General features: G+C 64.4%; 17 protein-coding genes. 9 read left to right on the plus strand and 8 right to left on the minus strand.

Translation table 11 applies throughout. From position 1 onward, the window contains the following. Positions 1-75 precede the first annotated feature (75 nt). Positions 76-1,131, minus strand: coding sequence for a sugar phosphate isomerase/epimerase family protein (locus tag A6B35_RS29310; protein WP_006200478.1), 1,056 nt, complete (start codon positions 1,129-1,131; stop codon positions 76-78). A 399-nt stretch (positions 1,132-1,530) separates the two neighbouring features. On the opposite strand from A6B35_RS29310, the gene A6B35_RS29315 reads away from it, so the two are divergent. The 5 genes from A6B35_RS29315 to A6B35_RS29335 all read left to right on the plus strand — a co-directional run bounded on the left by A6B35_RS29315 (position 1,531) and on the right by A6B35_RS29335 (position 5,821). After that, positions 1,531-2,418, plus strand: coding sequence for a sugar phosphate isomerase/epimerase family protein (locus tag A6B35_RS29315; RefSeq protein WP_006200479.1), 888 nt, complete (start codon positions 1,531-1,533; stop codon positions 2,416-2,418). A gap of 56 nt (positions 2,419-2,474) precedes the next feature. After that, on the plus strand, positions 2,475-3,644 hold the full coding sequence (locus A6B35_RS29320) for a mandelate racemase/muconate lactonizing enzyme family protein (protein ID WP_006200480.1): 1,170 nt from the start codon (positions 2,475-2,477) through the stop codon (positions 3,642-3,644). 2 nt (positions 3,645-3,646) lie between these two features. Next, the gene (locus A6B35_RS29325) at positions 3,647-4,363 is read left to right on the plus strand and encodes a FadR/GntR family transcriptional regulator (RefSeq protein WP_006200481.1); all 717 of its coding nucleotides are present in this window, start codon (positions 3,647-3,649) and stop codon (positions 4,361-4,363) included. A gap of 8 nt (positions 4,364-4,371) precedes the next feature. Further along, positions 4,372-5,352 (plus strand): hydroxyacid dehydrogenase, encoded by a 981-nt coding sequence (locus A6B35_RS29330; protein ID WP_006200482.1) that lies wholly within the window; start codon positions 4,372-4,374, stop codon positions 5,350-5,352. Between the two features lie 79 nt (positions 5,353-5,431). Then, positions 5,432-5,821: a hypothetical protein gene (locus A6B35_RS29335; protein ID WP_065518303.1), complete on the plus strand. Its 390-nt coding sequence runs from the start codon at positions 5,432-5,434 to the stop codon at positions 5,819-5,821. Between the two features lie 11 nt (positions 5,822-5,832). Here the strand turns inward: A6B35_RS29335 and A6B35_RS29340 are convergent, their stop codons facing one another. Next, complete coding sequence (locus A6B35_RS29340) at positions 5,833-7,131, minus strand: amidase (RefSeq protein ID WP_006200297.1); 1,299 nt, start codon at positions 7,129-7,131, stop codon at positions 5,833-5,835. A gap of 125 nt (positions 7,132-7,256) precedes the next feature. On the opposite strand from A6B35_RS29340, the gene A6B35_RS29345 reads away from it, so the two are divergent. Continuing rightward, positions 7,257-7,604, plus strand: coding sequence for a GFA family protein (locus A6B35_RS29345; protein WP_006200298.1), 348 nt, complete (start codon positions 7,257-7,259; stop codon positions 7,602-7,604). A 2-nt stretch (positions 7,605-7,606) separates the two neighbouring features. Here A6B35_RS29345 and A6B35_RS29350 read toward each other — a convergent pair whose 3' ends face one another. After that, on the minus strand, positions 7,607-8,515 hold the full coding sequence (locus tag A6B35_RS29350; RefSeq protein ID WP_006200299.1) for an SDR family oxidoreductase: 909 nt from the start codon (positions 8,513-8,515) through the stop codon (positions 7,607-7,609). Positions 8,516-8,613: 98 nt separating this feature from the next. On the opposite strand from A6B35_RS29350, the gene A6B35_RS29355 reads away from it, so the two are divergent. Then, positions 8,614-9,183 (plus strand): TetR/AcrR family transcriptional regulator, encoded by a 570-nt coding sequence (locus A6B35_RS29355; protein ID WP_040582081.1) that lies wholly within the window; start codon positions 8,614-8,616, stop codon positions 9,181-9,183. A gap of 50 nt (positions 9,184-9,233) precedes the next feature. Here the strand turns inward: A6B35_RS29355 and A6B35_RS29360 are convergent, their stop codons facing one another. After that, positions 9,234-10,448 carry an MFS transporter gene (locus tag A6B35_RS29360; RefSeq protein ID WP_006200301.1) on the minus strand — a complete coding sequence of 405 codons (1,215 nt, stop codon included), beginning with the start codon at positions 10,446-10,448 and terminating at the stop codon, positions 9,234-9,236. Positions 10,449-10,538: 90 nt separating this feature from the next. Here A6B35_RS29360 and A6B35_RS29365 point away from each other — a divergent pair, with 90 nt between their 5' ends. Together A6B35_RS29365 and A6B35_RS29370 are read left to right on the plus strand one after the other, a co-directional pair. Then, positions 10,539-11,510, plus strand: coding sequence for an AraC family transcriptional regulator (locus tag A6B35_RS29365; protein WP_006200302.1), 972 nt, complete (start codon positions 10,539-10,541; stop codon positions 11,508-11,510). A 107-nt stretch (positions 11,511-11,617) separates the two neighbouring features. Then, positions 11,618-12,049 carry a DUF4437 domain-containing protein gene (locus tag A6B35_RS29370; RefSeq protein ID WP_006200303.1) on the plus strand — a complete coding sequence of 144 codons (432 nt, stop codon included), beginning with the start codon at positions 11,618-11,620 and terminating at the stop codon, positions 12,047-12,049. A 42-nt stretch (positions 12,050-12,091) separates the two neighbouring features. Here A6B35_RS29370 and A6B35_RS29375 read toward each other — a convergent pair whose 3' ends face one another. Genes A6B35_RS29375 through A6B35_RS29390 form a run of 4 tightly spaced genes read right to left on the minus strand, consistent with a single transcriptional unit; the run spans position 12,092 to position 15,487 of the window. Then, positions 12,092-13,195 carry an ABC transporter ATP-binding protein gene (locus tag A6B35_RS29375; RefSeq protein ID WP_006200304.1) on the minus strand — a complete coding sequence of 368 codons (1,104 nt, stop codon included), beginning with the start codon at positions 13,193-13,195 and terminating at the stop codon, positions 12,092-12,094. Beyond that, positions 13,195-14,298 carry an ABC transporter ATP-binding protein gene (locus A6B35_RS29380; protein WP_006200305.1) on the minus strand — a complete coding sequence of 368 codons (1,104 nt, stop codon included), beginning with the start codon at positions 14,296-14,298 and terminating at the stop codon, positions 13,195-13,197. Before A6B35_RS29380 ends, A6B35_RS29375 begins: the two co-directional genes overlap by 1 nt. Next, positions 14,295-14,531, minus strand: a complete 237-nt coding sequence (locus A6B35_RS29385; protein WP_006200306.1) for a hypothetical protein — start codon at positions 14,529-14,531, stop codon at positions 14,295-14,297. Before A6B35_RS29385 ends, A6B35_RS29380 begins: the two co-directional genes overlap by 4 nt. Beyond that, positions 14,528-15,487 carry a carbohydrate ABC transporter permease gene (locus tag A6B35_RS29390; protein WP_006200307.1) on the minus strand — a complete coding sequence of 320 codons (960 nt, stop codon included), beginning with the start codon at positions 15,485-15,487 and terminating at the stop codon, positions 14,528-14,530. Before A6B35_RS29390 ends, A6B35_RS29385 begins: the two co-directional genes overlap by 4 nt.

Here is a 15,487-nt window from a genome sequence, read left to right on the forward strand (position 1 = left end):
GGCGAAGAGCTCGGCATGAGCCGACCCCACCCGGCCCTTCGGACCACCCTCCCCTCGAGGGGGAGGGAAACCGCGCTAGATTCCCATCATGGCGCGCAGCGCCTTCTTGTCGGTGGCGCCGCCGGCGAAATCGTCGAACGCCTTTTCCGTCACCCTTATGATGTGATGCTGGATGAACGGCGCGCCTTCGGCAGCACCATCCTCCGGATGCTTGAGGCAGCATTCCCATTCCAGCACCGCCCAGGAATCGTAGCCGTACTGGGTGAGCTTGGAGAAGATGCCGCCGAAATCCACCTGACCGTCGCCGAGCGAACGGAAACGCCCGGCCCGGTTGGTCCAGCTCTGGTAGCCGGAATAGACGCCCTGCCGTCCCGTCGGATTGAACTCGGCATCCTTGGCGTGGAACGCCTTGATCCGCTCGTGATAGATGTCGATGAATTCGAGATAGTCGAGCTGCTGCAGCAGGAAATGCGATGGGTCGTAATTGATGTTGCAGCGCTTGTGGCCGCCCACCGCGTCGAGGAACATTTCGAAAGTGGCGCCGTCGAACACGTCCTCGCCCGGATGGATCTCGTAGCCGATGTCGACGCCGTTCTCGTCATAGACGTCGAGAATCGGCTTCCAGCGCCTGCCGAGTTCGGCGAAGGCTTCCTCGATCAGGCCTGCAGGCCGCTGCGGCCATGGATAGAGGTAAGGGAAAGCCAACGCCCCGGAGAACGAGACCGAGGCCTTCAGGCCCAGATTCTTCGACGCCTTGGCGCCGAACTTCATCTGCTCGACCGCCCATTTCTGCCTGGCTTTCGGATTGTTGTGCACCGCGGCTGGCGCGAAACCGTCGAACTGCGCGTCATAGGCCGGATGCACCGCCACCAGTTGCCCCTGCAGATGCGTCGACAGTTCGGTGACCTCGACGCCGGCATCCGCGCAGATGCCCTTCACCTCGTCGCCATAGGTCTTGGAGGAGGCTGCTTTCTCGAGGTCGAACAGCCTCGAATCCCAGGTCGGAATCTGCACACCCTTGTAGCCGAGACCTGCAGCCCATTTGGTGATCGAGGGAAGTGAATTGAACGGCGCGACATCGCCCGCGAACTGCGCCAGAAACAGACCGGGACCCTTCATCGTCGACGGCATCGGCATCCTCCCTCTCTCATGTCACGACCAAGCATAGCGCCGATTGGAAGCAGGGCCAGCCCGTTTGATGTTTTCTCGCAGACACTTGTTTGTGTCGCCATTCTGGTATTACCAAATACAGTCGATCGGTCAAGCGGCGGAACGCGCTGCAGCAGGATCAGTTGCAATCACAAACTATGAAAATACGTTAACATAATCAATATAATAACCAGCTCGGCGAGTTGCCTGTCACGACTTCTTGCCGTTCAGGGGAATTTGCTGTAGACCAGCCATCAGGCCCAATTGGTCGAACCAGTTTGTCGAAAAACACTGGAACGCCCCTGGGGAGGAATCATGCGGCGGGCCTCGCTGGAGGACGCCGTGGGAAACGTGGCAGGCGAATTCTGGGAAGGATAGACCATGCATCTTTCGACGCACAACTGGATGCGGGCGGAGCCGTTGGAAACGACGCTGAAGCGCATCAAGAAATTCGGCTACGAGTCGATCGAGATTTCCGGCGAACCCGAGCAATACAAGACCAAGGAAACGCGCGCGCTCTTGAAGGAGCACGGCATTCGCTGCTGGGGCGCGGTGACGCTGATGCTGGGCGAGCGCAACCTTGCCGCCAAGGACCAGGGCCAGCGCGAGCGCTCGGTTCAGTACGTCAAGGACGTGCTCACCATGATCAGCGAACTCGATGGCGAGATCATCACGCTGGTTCCCGCCACCGTCGGCAAGGTGGTGCCTGACGGCACCGAGGAGGAGGAGTGGGGATGGGTGGTCGACGCCACCAGGGAATGCTTCACCCATGCCAAGAAGGTCGGCGTCAAGATCGCGGTCGAGCCGCTCAACCGCTTCGAAACCTATCTGTTCAACCGTGGCGCCCAGGCCCTCGCCTTGGCCGACGCGGTTAGCCCTGAATGCGGCGTCTGCCTCGACGCCTACCACATCCACATGGAAGAATTTAACGTCTATGACGCCATCCGACAGGTCGGCAAACGCCTGTTCGACTTCCACGTCGCCGACAACAACCGCTTCGCCGCCGGCCTCGGCCAGATCGACTGGCCGAAGATCGTGCGCACACTGAAGGAGGTCGGCTATGACGGCGCGCTGACCAACGAGTTCGTGGCGCCTGTCGACCGCACGCCGGCAGCACCCTATCCCGAAATGGTCGAGCGCCACCCGGTCGACATTTCGCCCGAACAGCTGAAGTTCATCCAGGACCACGGCTCCAGCGTGCTGACGGAGAAATTCTACACCGACCAGATGCGCATCACCGCCGAAACGCTGCTGCCGCTGATCAAGTAGCCGCTCCGACTGGGAATAAGCCCTTCCGCCTGCCGGCGGCAGGGTCGGGGAAGAACATGCGCATCAGAGACGTCCAGGCATGGTGGGTTCGCATACCGATCGAAGTCGCGCGGCAGCATCGCAGCGACTTCGGCCAGGTGACGACGTTCGACGCCGCCATCCTGCGCATCGAGACCGATGACGGCCTGGTCGGCTGGGGCGAAGGCAAGAACGCAGCCGGCAGCGCCGGCAGCTACGGTGCCCTCGTCCACATGCTGAACCACGAGGTCGCCCCGCAGTTGATCGGCCGCGACCCGGCCGACATCGGCGTCATCTGGGAGATGCTCTATAACGGCGTGCGCCACGAGACCGCGGCCCACGGCGGCCATGCCATGCCGCAACTGGCGCGGCGCGGCTTGAGTGTGGCCGCGATCAGCGCCGTCGACATCGCGCTCTGGGACATTCTCGGCAAGTCGCTGGGACAGCCGGTCTGGCGGCTGCTCGGCGGACGCAAGGTCGAGCGCATGCAGGCCTATGCGTCTGGCGGCTGGGCTGCCGCCGACGCCATCGGCGACCAGCTCAAATCCTACATCGCCAAAGGCGGCTTCAAGGCGCTGAAGATGCGCATCGGCGCCATGGATGGCGCCCCGCATATTTCCGCCGACCGCGTTCGCGCCGCAAGGCAGGCGCTCGGCCCCGATGTCGAGCTGATGGTCGACGCGCATGGCACCTATACGGTCGCCGAGGCCAAGCGCTTCATGCATCTCGCCGCCGATCTCGATCTCGCCTGGTTCGAGGAGCCGGTCATTGCCGACGACAAGTCCGGCATGGCGGAGGTGCGCACCTCGGGCTCCATCCCGATCGCCACCGGCGAAAGCGAGGCGACGCGCTACGCCTTTCGCGATCTCGCGGTGCTCAAATCCGCCGACATCTTCCAGCCGGATCCGGCCTTTTGCGGCGGCATCAGCGAGGCGATGAAGATCGGCACCATCGCCAGTGCCTTCAACCTGCGCTTTGCGCCGCATCTGTGGGCGGGCGCGCCCTGCTTCTTTGCCGGGCTGCATGTCTGCGCTGCCTCGCCGGCTAGCTTCACCGTCGAATATTCGCTCGGCGCCAACCCGATGATCCATGATCTTATCGAAGAGACTGTCGAAGCAAAGGACGGTATGATAGCGATCCCTGAAAAGCCTGGTTTGGGATTCACCCTTTCGGAACGATTCCTGGAGGCGCACGCGCAACGCTGCTGACGATGAAAGAAAAGAACCTTCTCGCCGAACTCGCCGCCTATCTGTTCTCCAACTCGGACAAGGAGACAGGCCGCACCCCGTCGGAGCGCGAACTGGCGGAGCATTTCGGCGTCAGCCGCGGCCAGATCCGCGAGGCGCTGGCCATCCTCGAAGCCATGCGCATCGTCGAGCGCCGCGCCAAATCCGGTATCTATGTCGACACCAAGCAGGCCAGTGTAGAAGCGTTAGCGCTGTTCGCCCGCGCGGGCCTGCCCCTCGACCCGGTGCAGATCTACGAGACCGTCGAATTGCGCAAGATCCACGAGATCAAGGCGGCCGAGCTCGCCTGTTCGCGCGCCACGGAGGAGAATTTCGAACGGCTGCGCGAGATCCTGAAGGCTTCGGAGGAACGCATCGCGGCCGGCGAGGGCCTCGCCAAGGAAGACCGCGAATTCCACCTCGAGATCGTGCGCGCCACCAAGAACAGCGTCTTCCACAACATCTGCAGCGTCTACTATCTGATGGGGGAGCTGCGCCTGCCGATCTATTTCAACGATCCCGAACGCAGCGTGCGCTCGCATGCCGAGCACATCCAGATCTACGAGGCGCTGCTGCGCCGTGACGGCAATCTCGCCCAGGCGCTGATGAGCGCCCACCTGCAGGGCGCGGAGAGCTATTGGAAAGGCCTGATCGGCGGCAAGGCGGCCGAGCCTCCGAGCCCTGTGCTCGAAAAGGCCTGACGCAGACGATGCCCAAAATCCTGTCGACGCATCCGCTGCACCCGCGCGCCACGGCCATGCTGGTCGGGGCCGGCAGGCTCGTCGTCGCCTCCGCCCTCGATGCCAGGACGCTTGCCGCAGAAGCCAAGGATGCCGAAATCGTCATTGTCCGCGCGCCTCTGCCGCCGGCTCTCTTCGAAGGCGCTGCGAAGCTGCGCGCAGCGATCCGACATGGCGCCGGCCTGGACATGATCCCGATGGACGCGGCGACGGCGGCCGGCGTGCTGGTGGCGAACGTGCCTGCGGTCAATGCGCGCTCGGTCGCCGAGCACGTGATGTTCGTGACGCTGGCCCTCTTTCGACGCTTTCGCATGGTTGACCGCGATCTGCGCGCAAAGGGCTGGCTCGCCGGCCGCGAGCACGCCAACGCCAACAGCGAACTCGCCGGCAAGACGATCGGCATTGTCGGCCTCGGCGCGGTCGGCCAAGAGGTCGGCCATATCGCCGCGCACGGCTTCGATCTCAACGTGGTGGCGACGACACGCAGCATGCGGCCGGCACCGGAACGCGTCGGTTTCCTGTCGATCGACGCGCTGGTCGAGCAGAGCGACATCATCGTTCTGTGCTGCCCGCTGACGGAGGAGACGCGCGGCCTGATCAGCCGCGAGCGCATCGCCCGCATGAAGCCGAGTGCGCTGCTGGTCAACGTCTCGCGCGGACCCGTGGTCGACGATGACGCGCTGATCGAGGCCTTGCAGAAGGGCCGCATTGGCGGTGCGGCGCTTGATGTGTTTGCAACGCAGCCGCTGCCGCCCGGCCACCCCTATTTCGGCTTCGACAATGTCATCATCACCCCGCATATGGCCGGGATCACCGAGGAATCGATGATGCGCATGGGCACCGGCGCCGCCGGCGAGGCACTGCTGGTGCTGGCCAACAAAATGCCGGTCAATCTGCGCAACCCGGAAGTGGTCCAGCATTACCGGCGGCGGTTTCCGGTCGACGCGTAGCGATGAGCCTTTGGGCGCGGAAATGGTCGCACCAAGGGGTGCCTCAATTTTCTCGAATTCGGCGGCGACGGTGCCCTCCATGTCCAGCGCAGCCGTCCGATTTCTTGCCTTGATCATCAGCGTCGGCGCGTTGACGACGCAAGCCCTGGCCGACGGGCAGCACAGCTACGTATTCTGCGACAACGGCCTGCGCTGCGTGGTGGCGCCCTGCCCTTCGAACAGCGCGCTCGACCTTGCCACCGGCAAGATCGTCAAGGGCGTATCGATCGACGTTGACGGCCTACCGCAGCAAGACAAGGCGCTCAACCTCTCGGACAAGCTTTATGCCGGCAAACTAGTCGTTGTTGGCTCCATCGAGAACCGGACCGAGACCCATCACGGCCAGCAATACACGTTGCCCTGGCTGGTAGCGACCGGCGTCGAACGCGCCTCGAAGGATAGCGAACGCGGCCACTGTTCGGCCCGATGACCCCGCCAGCCCTATGGGCGGCCAAGCAGCGCCTCTATCCCCGCTGCGATCTGGAAAAGATGATGGTCATGGCCATTGCGTGCCACCAGCATCAGCCCAACCGGTCGCGCCGTTCCCGGCATCGGCAGCGAGATGGCGCAGAGGTCGAACTGGTTGGCGATCTGCGTGTTGCGCAGCAAGAGCCCTTCCGTCCTCTCGCGCAGCGCTTCGTCGCCGGCCATGGCGGCGATTGACGGTGCAACGATAGGCGTCGTCGGCAAGGCGAGTACATCGATGGACGCCAGCCGCTTGTCCATGGCGGCGGCCAGTTCCGTTCGGCGGCGGATTGTCCTGATATAGGCGGACGCGGGAACGGCGAGTGCGCGCGACAAGGGCCCGCTGACATGTGGGTCGACTGGGACCGATGCACCCGTCGCCAGCCAGTCGGCATGGACTTCCGCCCCTTCCATGGCAGCGATCGTGCCACGTCTGGTCGCCGCACGCATGTCTGCCAGCAAATCGTCGATCGACAGGTCCGCGACCCGTGCGTCGGCCAGTTCGACCTTACGAAGGCATAGGTCGAACGCTGTCGCTACCTCACCTTCCGCCTCCTCGAACAGCACGCCGCGCGGAATGCCGATGCGCAGGCCGGCAAGCGAAGCCGGAACCAGCAAGGCGGGTTCCCCACCGGCCATCACCTCGTCGGCAGCCGCGCATTGGGCGACGCTGCGGGCGAGCGGTCCGATCGAATCCAGCGTCCTGGACAATGGAAACGCGCCGTCGCGCGGCACGCGCCGCGCCGTCGGTTTGAACCCCACGACGCCATTGAGCGACGCCGGAATGCGCACCGAGCCGCCGGTATCGGAGCCGATCGAGACCTCGCTCGTACCTTCCCCCACCGCAACCCCGGCGCCGGACGACGAGCCGCCCGGGATCAGGCTGGCGTCGGCGGCGTTGCCCGGTATGCCGTAGTGCAGGTTGTCGCCGATCGCGGTAAAGGCGAATTCGGTCATGTTGGTCTTGCCAAGGATGACGGCGCCGGCTTGCCGCAGCCGCCGCACGATCACCGCGTCCCGCCCCGCTGGCGCTGCATTGGCCAGCATGAGCGAGCCTGCCGTGGTCGGCTCGCCGGCAACGTCGAACAGATCCTTGATCGAAACGATCGTGCCGTCGAGCGGCCCGAGGCTCACGCCGGCCTTCCCACGGGCATCCGCCGCATCCGCAGCCGCGCGCGCCGCTTCCTGGTAGAGTCTTGTGAATACGCGCTCATCGCCGGCGCGGGCGGCGAGACGCGACAGGATAACTTCAAGGCGATCGCGCGCTGATGGCATTGTCGGTGTCGGACTCCGGAAGGCTGCAACGTCTTTAAGGCAGCGGCCAGCTTGTGGCCTACGCGAAGGGATAACCCGGCAAGCCTGCGTTTGCACCTGCCGAAGCGATGAGAGAGGAAGACACGATGCTCCACAAAGGCAGCTGTCATTGCGGCAAGGTGGCGTTCGAGGTGGAGGGCGAGCTTGGCGGTGCCGTGCGCTGCAACTGCTCGATCTGCTCGCGCAAGGGCGCGCTGCTGTGGGCCGTGCCTCACCAGAAACTGCGGATGCTCGCCTGGGGCGACGATCTCGGCCGCTACACATTCGGCGGCAAGGCGATCGCCCACCGCTTCTGCCGGACCTGCGGCATCCACCCTTTCGCCGAGGACGTCAGAGAAGGCAACGAACGCAGCGCCTACGTCAACATCAATTGCCTCGATGGCCTGGATCTGGCCGCGGTGGAGGTCTTCGATTTCGATGGCCGGTCGGCCTGAACTCACCGGTACCCCGTCGCATCGGCTGGCTTGCCGGCATCCTGGACTTCCGGAACATAGCGCCAGGCATCCGGGCGAGAGCCGTCGAGATCGGTGAAGCCATAGACCTGCGCCAACCCGCCGCTGGACAGCGACTGTCCGTTCCAGCGTGAGCGCTCCGGGTCCGCCGCCAGTGCCGCTAGAGCGCGGCCAATGAAGCGCGGCGTCTCCGAGATGATGAAGTGCGGCACCTTCGCGGTCGCGTCGCGCCAGTTCTCTTCGGCGACGCCGAAAGCCTCCAGCATCATCTCGGACCGCAGCCAGCCCGGCGTCAGGCAAACCGAAGTAGCGCCATGCGGCGCGAGGTCCTTGGCGTGCGCCCATGCCATGCGCGTCGCCGCGACCTTGGCGAGATCATAGAACGGCGAGAGCCGGTAGTGGTCGGCATTGTATTCGGCGGTGCCGTCGGTGACTTCGACATGCAGTCCGCCCGGCCGCTCGATCAGCAGCGGCAGCGCATGGTGCGCAGTGATCAGATGCGTGTCGATCGCCAGGCGCAGCAGGCGCAAGCCGTTGTCGAGATTGTGCTCCCAGACCGGCTTGTTCCATTCGAACAGTTTTTCGCCGCCCCACAGGTCGTTGACCAGTATGTCGAGGCGGCCCTGTTCGGCGCGGATGCGCTCGACCAGCTTGCGCACATCGTCGGCGATCAGGTGATCGATCTGGACGGCAATGCCCTTGCCGCCTAGCGCCGTTACCAGTTCCGCCGTCTCCTCGATGGTTTCAGGACGGGCATATTCGGATGGATTGCCGCGCGTCGACCTGCCGGTCACATAGACGGTGGCGCCAGCCGCACCCAGTTCGACCGCTATGCCGCGGCCCGCACCGCGCGTTGCGCCGGCGACAAGCGCGACTTTTCCTTCAAGCGTCATGAAACCCTCCCAAAAAACGACTCATCGAGACAAACCGGACTGGCTTTCGCTTCGCCAATCATTTATAAATGATCATTCGTTTATGAATGGATGTCAAGATGACCCGGCCAAAAACCCAACCCGACGAGCAGGTGCTGGAGGCCGCGTACCGGCTGATCCATGCCGATGGCCCGGAAGCGCTGACTTTCGAGCGGCTGGCACGGGCATGCGGTCTTTCAGGGGCGACGCTGGTGCAGCGCTTCAAGAGCAAGGCACAGCTGAAGCAACGTACCCTGCTTTACGCCTGGGATGGGCTCGACCGGAAAACCGAGGAGCTTGCCGGCTCGGCTCCCAAAACTCCGGCCGGGGCCATCCAGTTGCTGGTCACCTTGTCCAAGGGCTACGGCGATATCGAATCCTACGCCGAAGGTCTGCTCGTCCTGCGCGAGGATCTGCGCGATCCCGTGCTGAGGGCGCGCGGCGCCGCCTGGAAGGCGGTGCTCAGCAAGGCGCTCGCCGGCTGCTTCGCCGATGTGCCCGACATGCCCGGGGATATCGGCCTGCTGATGGCGTCGCACTGGCAGGGCTCGCTGCTGTGGTGGAGTTTTGACCCCGATAGGGAGCTGACCGCCTATGTCGAACACAGCCTGAAGCGTTTCGTGGCGGCGATTTCAGCCCGAAACCCGTAGCCGGTATCGGGCCGATCGATGGTGGAAGGCGTCGAGCGTCCACAGTTGACCTAGCTTGCGCGCTTCGGGCCGAGCAGGAAGGCAACCAGTGCCGCCAGCAGCGTCGCCGTTCCGCAATAGGCAAAGGCGCTGGCGACACCGGCGTGATCGACCAGCAATCCGCCGAAGATGGCGCCCATCGCGATCGCCACCTGGAACGTCGCCACCATCAGCCCGCCGGCGCTCTCGGCCTGGTCGGGTGCTGCGCGCACCAGCCAGGTCTGCAAGCCGACCGGCACGGCGCCGAAGGCAAAGCCCCAGGCGGCGACCGCGATTGCCGCCGTCACCGGCGAGGCGCCGAGCGTGAGCAACACGAGAGCCGACAGTGCGATGAGCAGGGGCGCCAGGCCGACCGCCGTCTTGAGACTGCGCTCGGCCATGAAGCCGCCGGCGAAATTGCCGAAGAAGCCACCAATGCCGTAGGCCAGAAGCACGAGCGAGATCGTTTCGATCGGCAGGACGGGAACCTGCTCCAGATACGGGCGCACATAGGTGAAGCCGGCAAAGTGTCCCGAAGCGACCAGCAGCACGACCAGCAGCGCCACCCTGATCATCGGCCGCTTCAGCACCTCCAGCAAGGTGCCGAAGCTCGCCACGCCGGCCGGCGGCAACTTCGGAAGCGTTGCTATCTGCACCAAGAGCGCCAGCGCGCCGACGATCGCCGCGATCATGAAAGCGGTCCGCCAGCCCCAGACATCGCCGACATAGGCGCCGACCGGGGCCGCGGTGACGGTGGCGACCGAAACACCGGTGAGGATGATCGACATGGCGCGCGGCATCAGCCGCATCGGCACAAGCCGCATCGCCATCGCCGCCGACATCGACCAGAAGCCGCCGAGGGCGACGCCAAGAACGACGCGGGCGGCAAGCAGCACGGGAAGCGACGACGCGAAGGCGGCGAGCAGGTTCGAGACGATCAGCAGCACCGTCAGCCCCCACATGACCAGCCTGCGGTCCAGCCGCTTGGTGACGATCGCCATGGTCGGCGCCGCGATCGCCCCGACCACGGCCGTCGCCGTCACCGCCTGCCCGGCCGCACCCTCGGTGATGCCGAGATCCTGCGCCAGCCGCGTCAGCAGGCTGGCGGGCAGGAATTCGGCGGTCACCAGACCGAAAACGCCGAGCGCCAGCGACACAACCGCGCCCCACGCCGGCTCGGATCGTTCGTCGGATTCGGAGGAGTCGAGAACAGTAGCGTCGATGACGCCTGTGGCGGGCTCGGTCATGATGGATCTCCGGTCTGGTTGCGGCGCACCATTTGGCTGCACTGCAACATGGGAGTGACTGTCTGGAGTTTCCATGCTAGAAACACCGGAATGAATTACAATTCGTCCAAATCGACGTTACCAGGTTCCGGCGATCCGCTGAGCGACATGCTGCGTGGCTTGCGGCTCGATGGCGTCGACTATGGCCGCTGTGTCCTCGGCGAACCGTGGGCCGTGTCCTTTCCGGCGCAGAAGGCTGCGCGCTTCCACTTCATCGGCCAGCAGGGCTGCTGGCTGTTGTCGCCGGCGATGGAATGGATCGAGCTGTCGGTGGGCGATGCGCTGCTGATCCCGCGCGGCGACGAGCACGTGCTGGCCAGCGCGCCGGGCGTGCCCGCCGTACCGATCGGCCGCTACAGCATCGAACCGGTGTGCGAGAACATCTACGATGTCTCCAACGAGTGCGGCGGTCCCAAGACCTTGTTGTTCTGCGGCAGCATGCATTTCAACCTCGATGGATCGCATCCGCTTCTGGACATGATGCCCGACCTGATGCGCGCGCATGAGCTGATGGCGAATGCGCCGGGCATCCAGCATCTGCTCGATGCCATGGCCGGCGAGGTGACGATGGACCGGGTTGGCTCCGGCGGTATCCTGGCGCGCCTTGCCGATGTGCTTGCCGCTACGATCATCCGCTCCTGGGTCGAGAACGGCTGCGGCGACGCCACCGGATGGATCGCCGCGGTCAGGAACCCGGATGTCGGCAAGGTGCTGGCCGCCATTCACCTGCAGCCGGATCGCGACTGGACGGTCGAGGCGCTCGCACGGACAATGGGGGCCTCGCGCTCCGCCTTCGCCCAACGCTTCGCCACCGTGGTCGGCGAGACGCCGGCCAAATATGTCCTGCGCGTGCGCATGCACCAGGCACGGCAATGGCTGGCCCGCGATGGGATGAGGGTATCCGTCGCTGCAGCGAAACTGGGCTACGATTCGGAGGCCTCCTTCAGCCGCGCCTTCAAGCGGGTGATGGGCGTGGCGCCGAGCCATCTGCGCAACACCGGCAGCAGCGACGACGAGTCCTAGAAGCGGCGGAGCAGCCCCCTGCCCTGGAGGAATTGCCAAGCCTTTTGGACGGAGCGTCATTGCCCGCCGGCATACCCTGAATAATCTGGCCAGTGGAGGAAACCGCCATGGCCAGACGTTCTGCATTGCTTGCCTTCGCCGCTCTGTCCTTCATTCCCGGACGGGCGTTTGCCCTTGAAGACAGCTACCTGCCGGCCGACAAGATCCCCTATGTCGCCGAAGTGCCTGACCAGCCGCATCGACTCGGACCGCTATGGGGCGAACGGGCCAAGGGCCCGGCGGGCACGTTGCTCAAGGTTCCCGGCAACTGGCGCGCACCCGTTCACGCGCACACCGCGGACTATCGCGCGGTGGTCATAAAGGGGCTCTGGGCGCATTGGCAGATGGACGGCGGCGAAGCGACCAAGATCGAGTTGCCTCCAGGGTCCTACTGGACGCAGAAGGCCAACGAAATGCACGACGATGCGTGCCTGTCGGACACCGAGTGCGTGATCCTGCTGATCAACGACACGCCTTACGAGACCTACTTCCCGAAATAGCGCCAGCGGTTCTTTGCGAAGCCGTCGCGCAAAAGCTCGCTGCTAACTGGCGTGGCGCAGGCTCACGCCACTGCCTTTGTCGAACAGCACCACCTTGTCCGGGTTCCAGGCAAAGCGCACCGGCTGCTCGATCTCGACAGCGGTCCTCGCCGGTACCGTGGCGCGCAGCATGGTGTCGCCGACCCTGAGCGTCAGGATTTTTTCGACGCCATGGTTCTCGACATCATGGACACGCGCCTCGACCGGCGCACCGCTCTCCAGATAGACGTCCTCGGGACGGATGCCGAAGACGAGCGGGCGACCGTCGGTCGCACCGCCCGTCTCTAACCCCCAAGAAGTCCTGGCTCCCTTTGAGAACGGCAGTTCGAAATTCATTGGCGCCATCACCGCGCGGTTGTCGACCAGCCTGCCGTCGATGAGGTTCATCGGCGGCGAGCCGACGAAGCTCGCCACATAGGTGTCGCGCGGATTGTTGTAGATTTCCTGGGGCGTGCCTGTCTGGACGATACGGCCATGGTTGAGCACGCCGACCTTGTCGCCCATCGACATCGCCTCGATCTGGTCGTGGGTGACGAACAGGAAAGTGGCGCCGAGTTGCATCTGCAGATTCTTCAACTCGGTGCGCAGCGCCTCGCGCAATTTGGCGTCGAGCGCCGACAGCGGCTCGTCCATTAGGAACACGCGCGGCTTGCGCACGATGGCGCGGCCGATGGAGACGCGCTGCATCTCGCCGCCCGAGAGCCGATCCGTCTTGCGGTCGAGCAGATGCTCGATGCGCAGCGTCCTGGCCGCACGGTCGACGCGGTCCTTGATCTCGGCATCGGGCAGCCGGCGGATCTTCGGCTTCAGCGGGAATTCGAGGTTCTCGCGCACCGTGTAGCGCGGATAGAGCGAATATTGCTGCAGCACCAGCGCCACGTCGCGCTCGGCGGCACCCCAGTCGGCGACGTCGACACCGTCGATGAAGACCTGGCCTTCGCTCGGCTTTTCGAGGCCGGCGATCATCCTCAGCGTCGTCGTCTTGCCAGCACCCGTCTCGCCGAGCAGCACGAAGAACTCGCCGTCGGCGATCTCGAGATTGAGACCGGTGAGCGCGGTGTGATTGCCGAAGCTCTTCGAGATGTTTTTCAGCTGGATGTGGGCCATCAGAGTCTCACTCCGAGCGACCTGCCGCTCGCCACGTCGAAGAAATGCGCCTGCGCCGGATCGATCCTGGCGAAGACCCTTTCGCCCGGCCCGCTGACGAAGCCGCTCTTGGTGCGCGCGCGCAGCATCCTGGAGCCGACCTTGATGTCGACGATGTCGAAGGATCCGAGCGGCTCGACGATCTGCGTCTCGACCGGCAGGAACCCGTCCGCCGCCTCATGTCGCACGATCACCCCTTCCGGCCGGATGCCGAGCGCCAGCTTGCCGCCGGCATGACCGTTGAGTTTCGACAAAAGCGCGCGCGGGAACTCGAAGCCGGTGGCCGCGTCACCGACCGTGACCGAGGCGGCCGAGGCCTTCTCGGTGACCGACGCCTCGGCGACGTTCATCACCGGGCTGCCGACGAACTGCGCCACGAACAGATTGGCCGGATGCGAATAGACGTCATCCGGCGATCCGACCTGCTGCAGCACGCCCTCATGCATGATGACAATGCGATCGGCGAGGCTCATCGCCTCGATCTGGTCGTGCGTGACATAGATGCTGGTCGAGCCCTGCTTGATGTGAAGCCGCTTGATCTCGGCCCGCATCTCTTCACGCAGCTTGGCGTCGAGCGCGCCGATCGGCTCGTCCATCAGCATCGCCTTGGGACGCCGCACCAGCGCCCGGCCAATGGCGACACGCTGCATGTCGCCGCCCGACAGCGCCGACGGCTTCTTCGCCAGCAAATCCGTGATCTGCAGCGTCTTGGCGACCGAGCGCACTTCCTGGTCGATCTCGGCCTTGCTCTTGCGCGTCGCGCGCAGGGGAAAGGCGATGTTCTCGTAGACGCTCATATGCGGATAGAGCGAGAACGACTGGAAGACCATGGCGATGTCGCGGTCGGCAGCCTTGAGATGCTGCACCGGCTTGCCGTCGATCAGGATATCGCCGCCGTCGATCGTCTCCAGCCCGGCAATGGCGCGCAGCGTCGTCGTCTTGCCGCAGCCGGACTGGCCGAGCAACACGATGAACTCGTTGTCGTCGATCTTGAGGTTGAGGTCCTTGATGACCTGGACGGCGCCGAAATATTTCTGCACGCCGCTAAGCTCGATCTGGGTCAATGCTGTGCTCCCGGATTTCGCGCCTGCGCATCTGCGCCATGGCCGGTGCCGGCCTCTTCTTCCGGCGCGATCTTCGACGTGATGTTGAAGCCGATCAGCCCGACCAGGATGATGGTCACGCCATAGCTGTGCAGTAGCATGTTCCAGGGCTGGCAGAGGGCGATGATGCCGAGCACCATCAAGATCTGCGAGCCGGGTTCCAGGTATTTCTGGTTGATGGCGCGAAAGCTCATTTGCGGATCGCTCCGAACGACATGCCGCGCAACAGATGATTGCGAAGCAGGAAGGTGAAGATCGCGACCGGCAGCAGGAACAGGAAGGTTCCGGCAGCGATCACCGTCCAGTCCGGCAGGCCGGAACCGACCTGGCTGGGGATGAACGGCGGTGCTGTCTGGGCACGGCGGCTGGTCATGATCAGCGCAAAGGCATATTCGTTCCACGCCGTGATAAAGCAGAAGACGGCGGTCGCGGCGATGCCGGTTGCTGCCTCGGGCAGCACGATCTTGAAGAAGGCTTCCATGCGCGTGTAGCCGTCGACCAGCGCCGCCTCCTCATATTCCTTCGGAATCTCGTCCATGAACCCTTTCATCAGCCAGACCGAGAAGGACAGGTTGAAGGCGGTGTAGAGGATAATCAGGCCGAGGTGGGAATCGTTTAGGCCGACTGCCCGGTACATCAGGAACATCGGGATGGCGACCACCACCGGCGGCAGCATGCGCGTCGACAGGATGAAGAACAACAGGTCCGCCTCCCCCTTCACCCTGAAGCGCGAAAACCCGTAGGCGGTGAAGGTGCCCATGCCGACGGCCAGCACCGTTGAGGTGATGGCGACGATCAGCGAGTTCATGAACCGGCTCGGATAGCCCGACCACTGCACCTCGCCCTTGCCGTCGCGAACGATCTTTTCGCCGCCGTTGAAGACGACGCGTTCCCACCACGGAGCCGCCGCATACTCTTCCGGCGTCGGCGGGCTGCGCAGTTGCGAGCGCTTGGCGAACAGCTTGACGAAGGGCGAGATTTCCGGCTGGAAAACCACTGTCGGAGGGATCGTGGTCGCGAGATTGCGCGGCTTGAACGCCGTCGAGGCAATCCAGTAGATCGGCGCCAGGAAGATGATCGTCACCACCAGCACCGCGACGATTGCCGCACGGTTGAAGCCGATTTCGGAAGAAGTGCGGACGGCGGCCAT

The organism is Mesorhizobium amorphae CCNWGS0123 (assembly GCF_001686985.1).
In the GTDB taxonomy this organism is placed as follows: Bacteria; Pseudomonadota; Alphaproteobacteria; order Rhizobiales; family Rhizobiaceae; genus Mesorhizobium; species Mesorhizobium amorphae.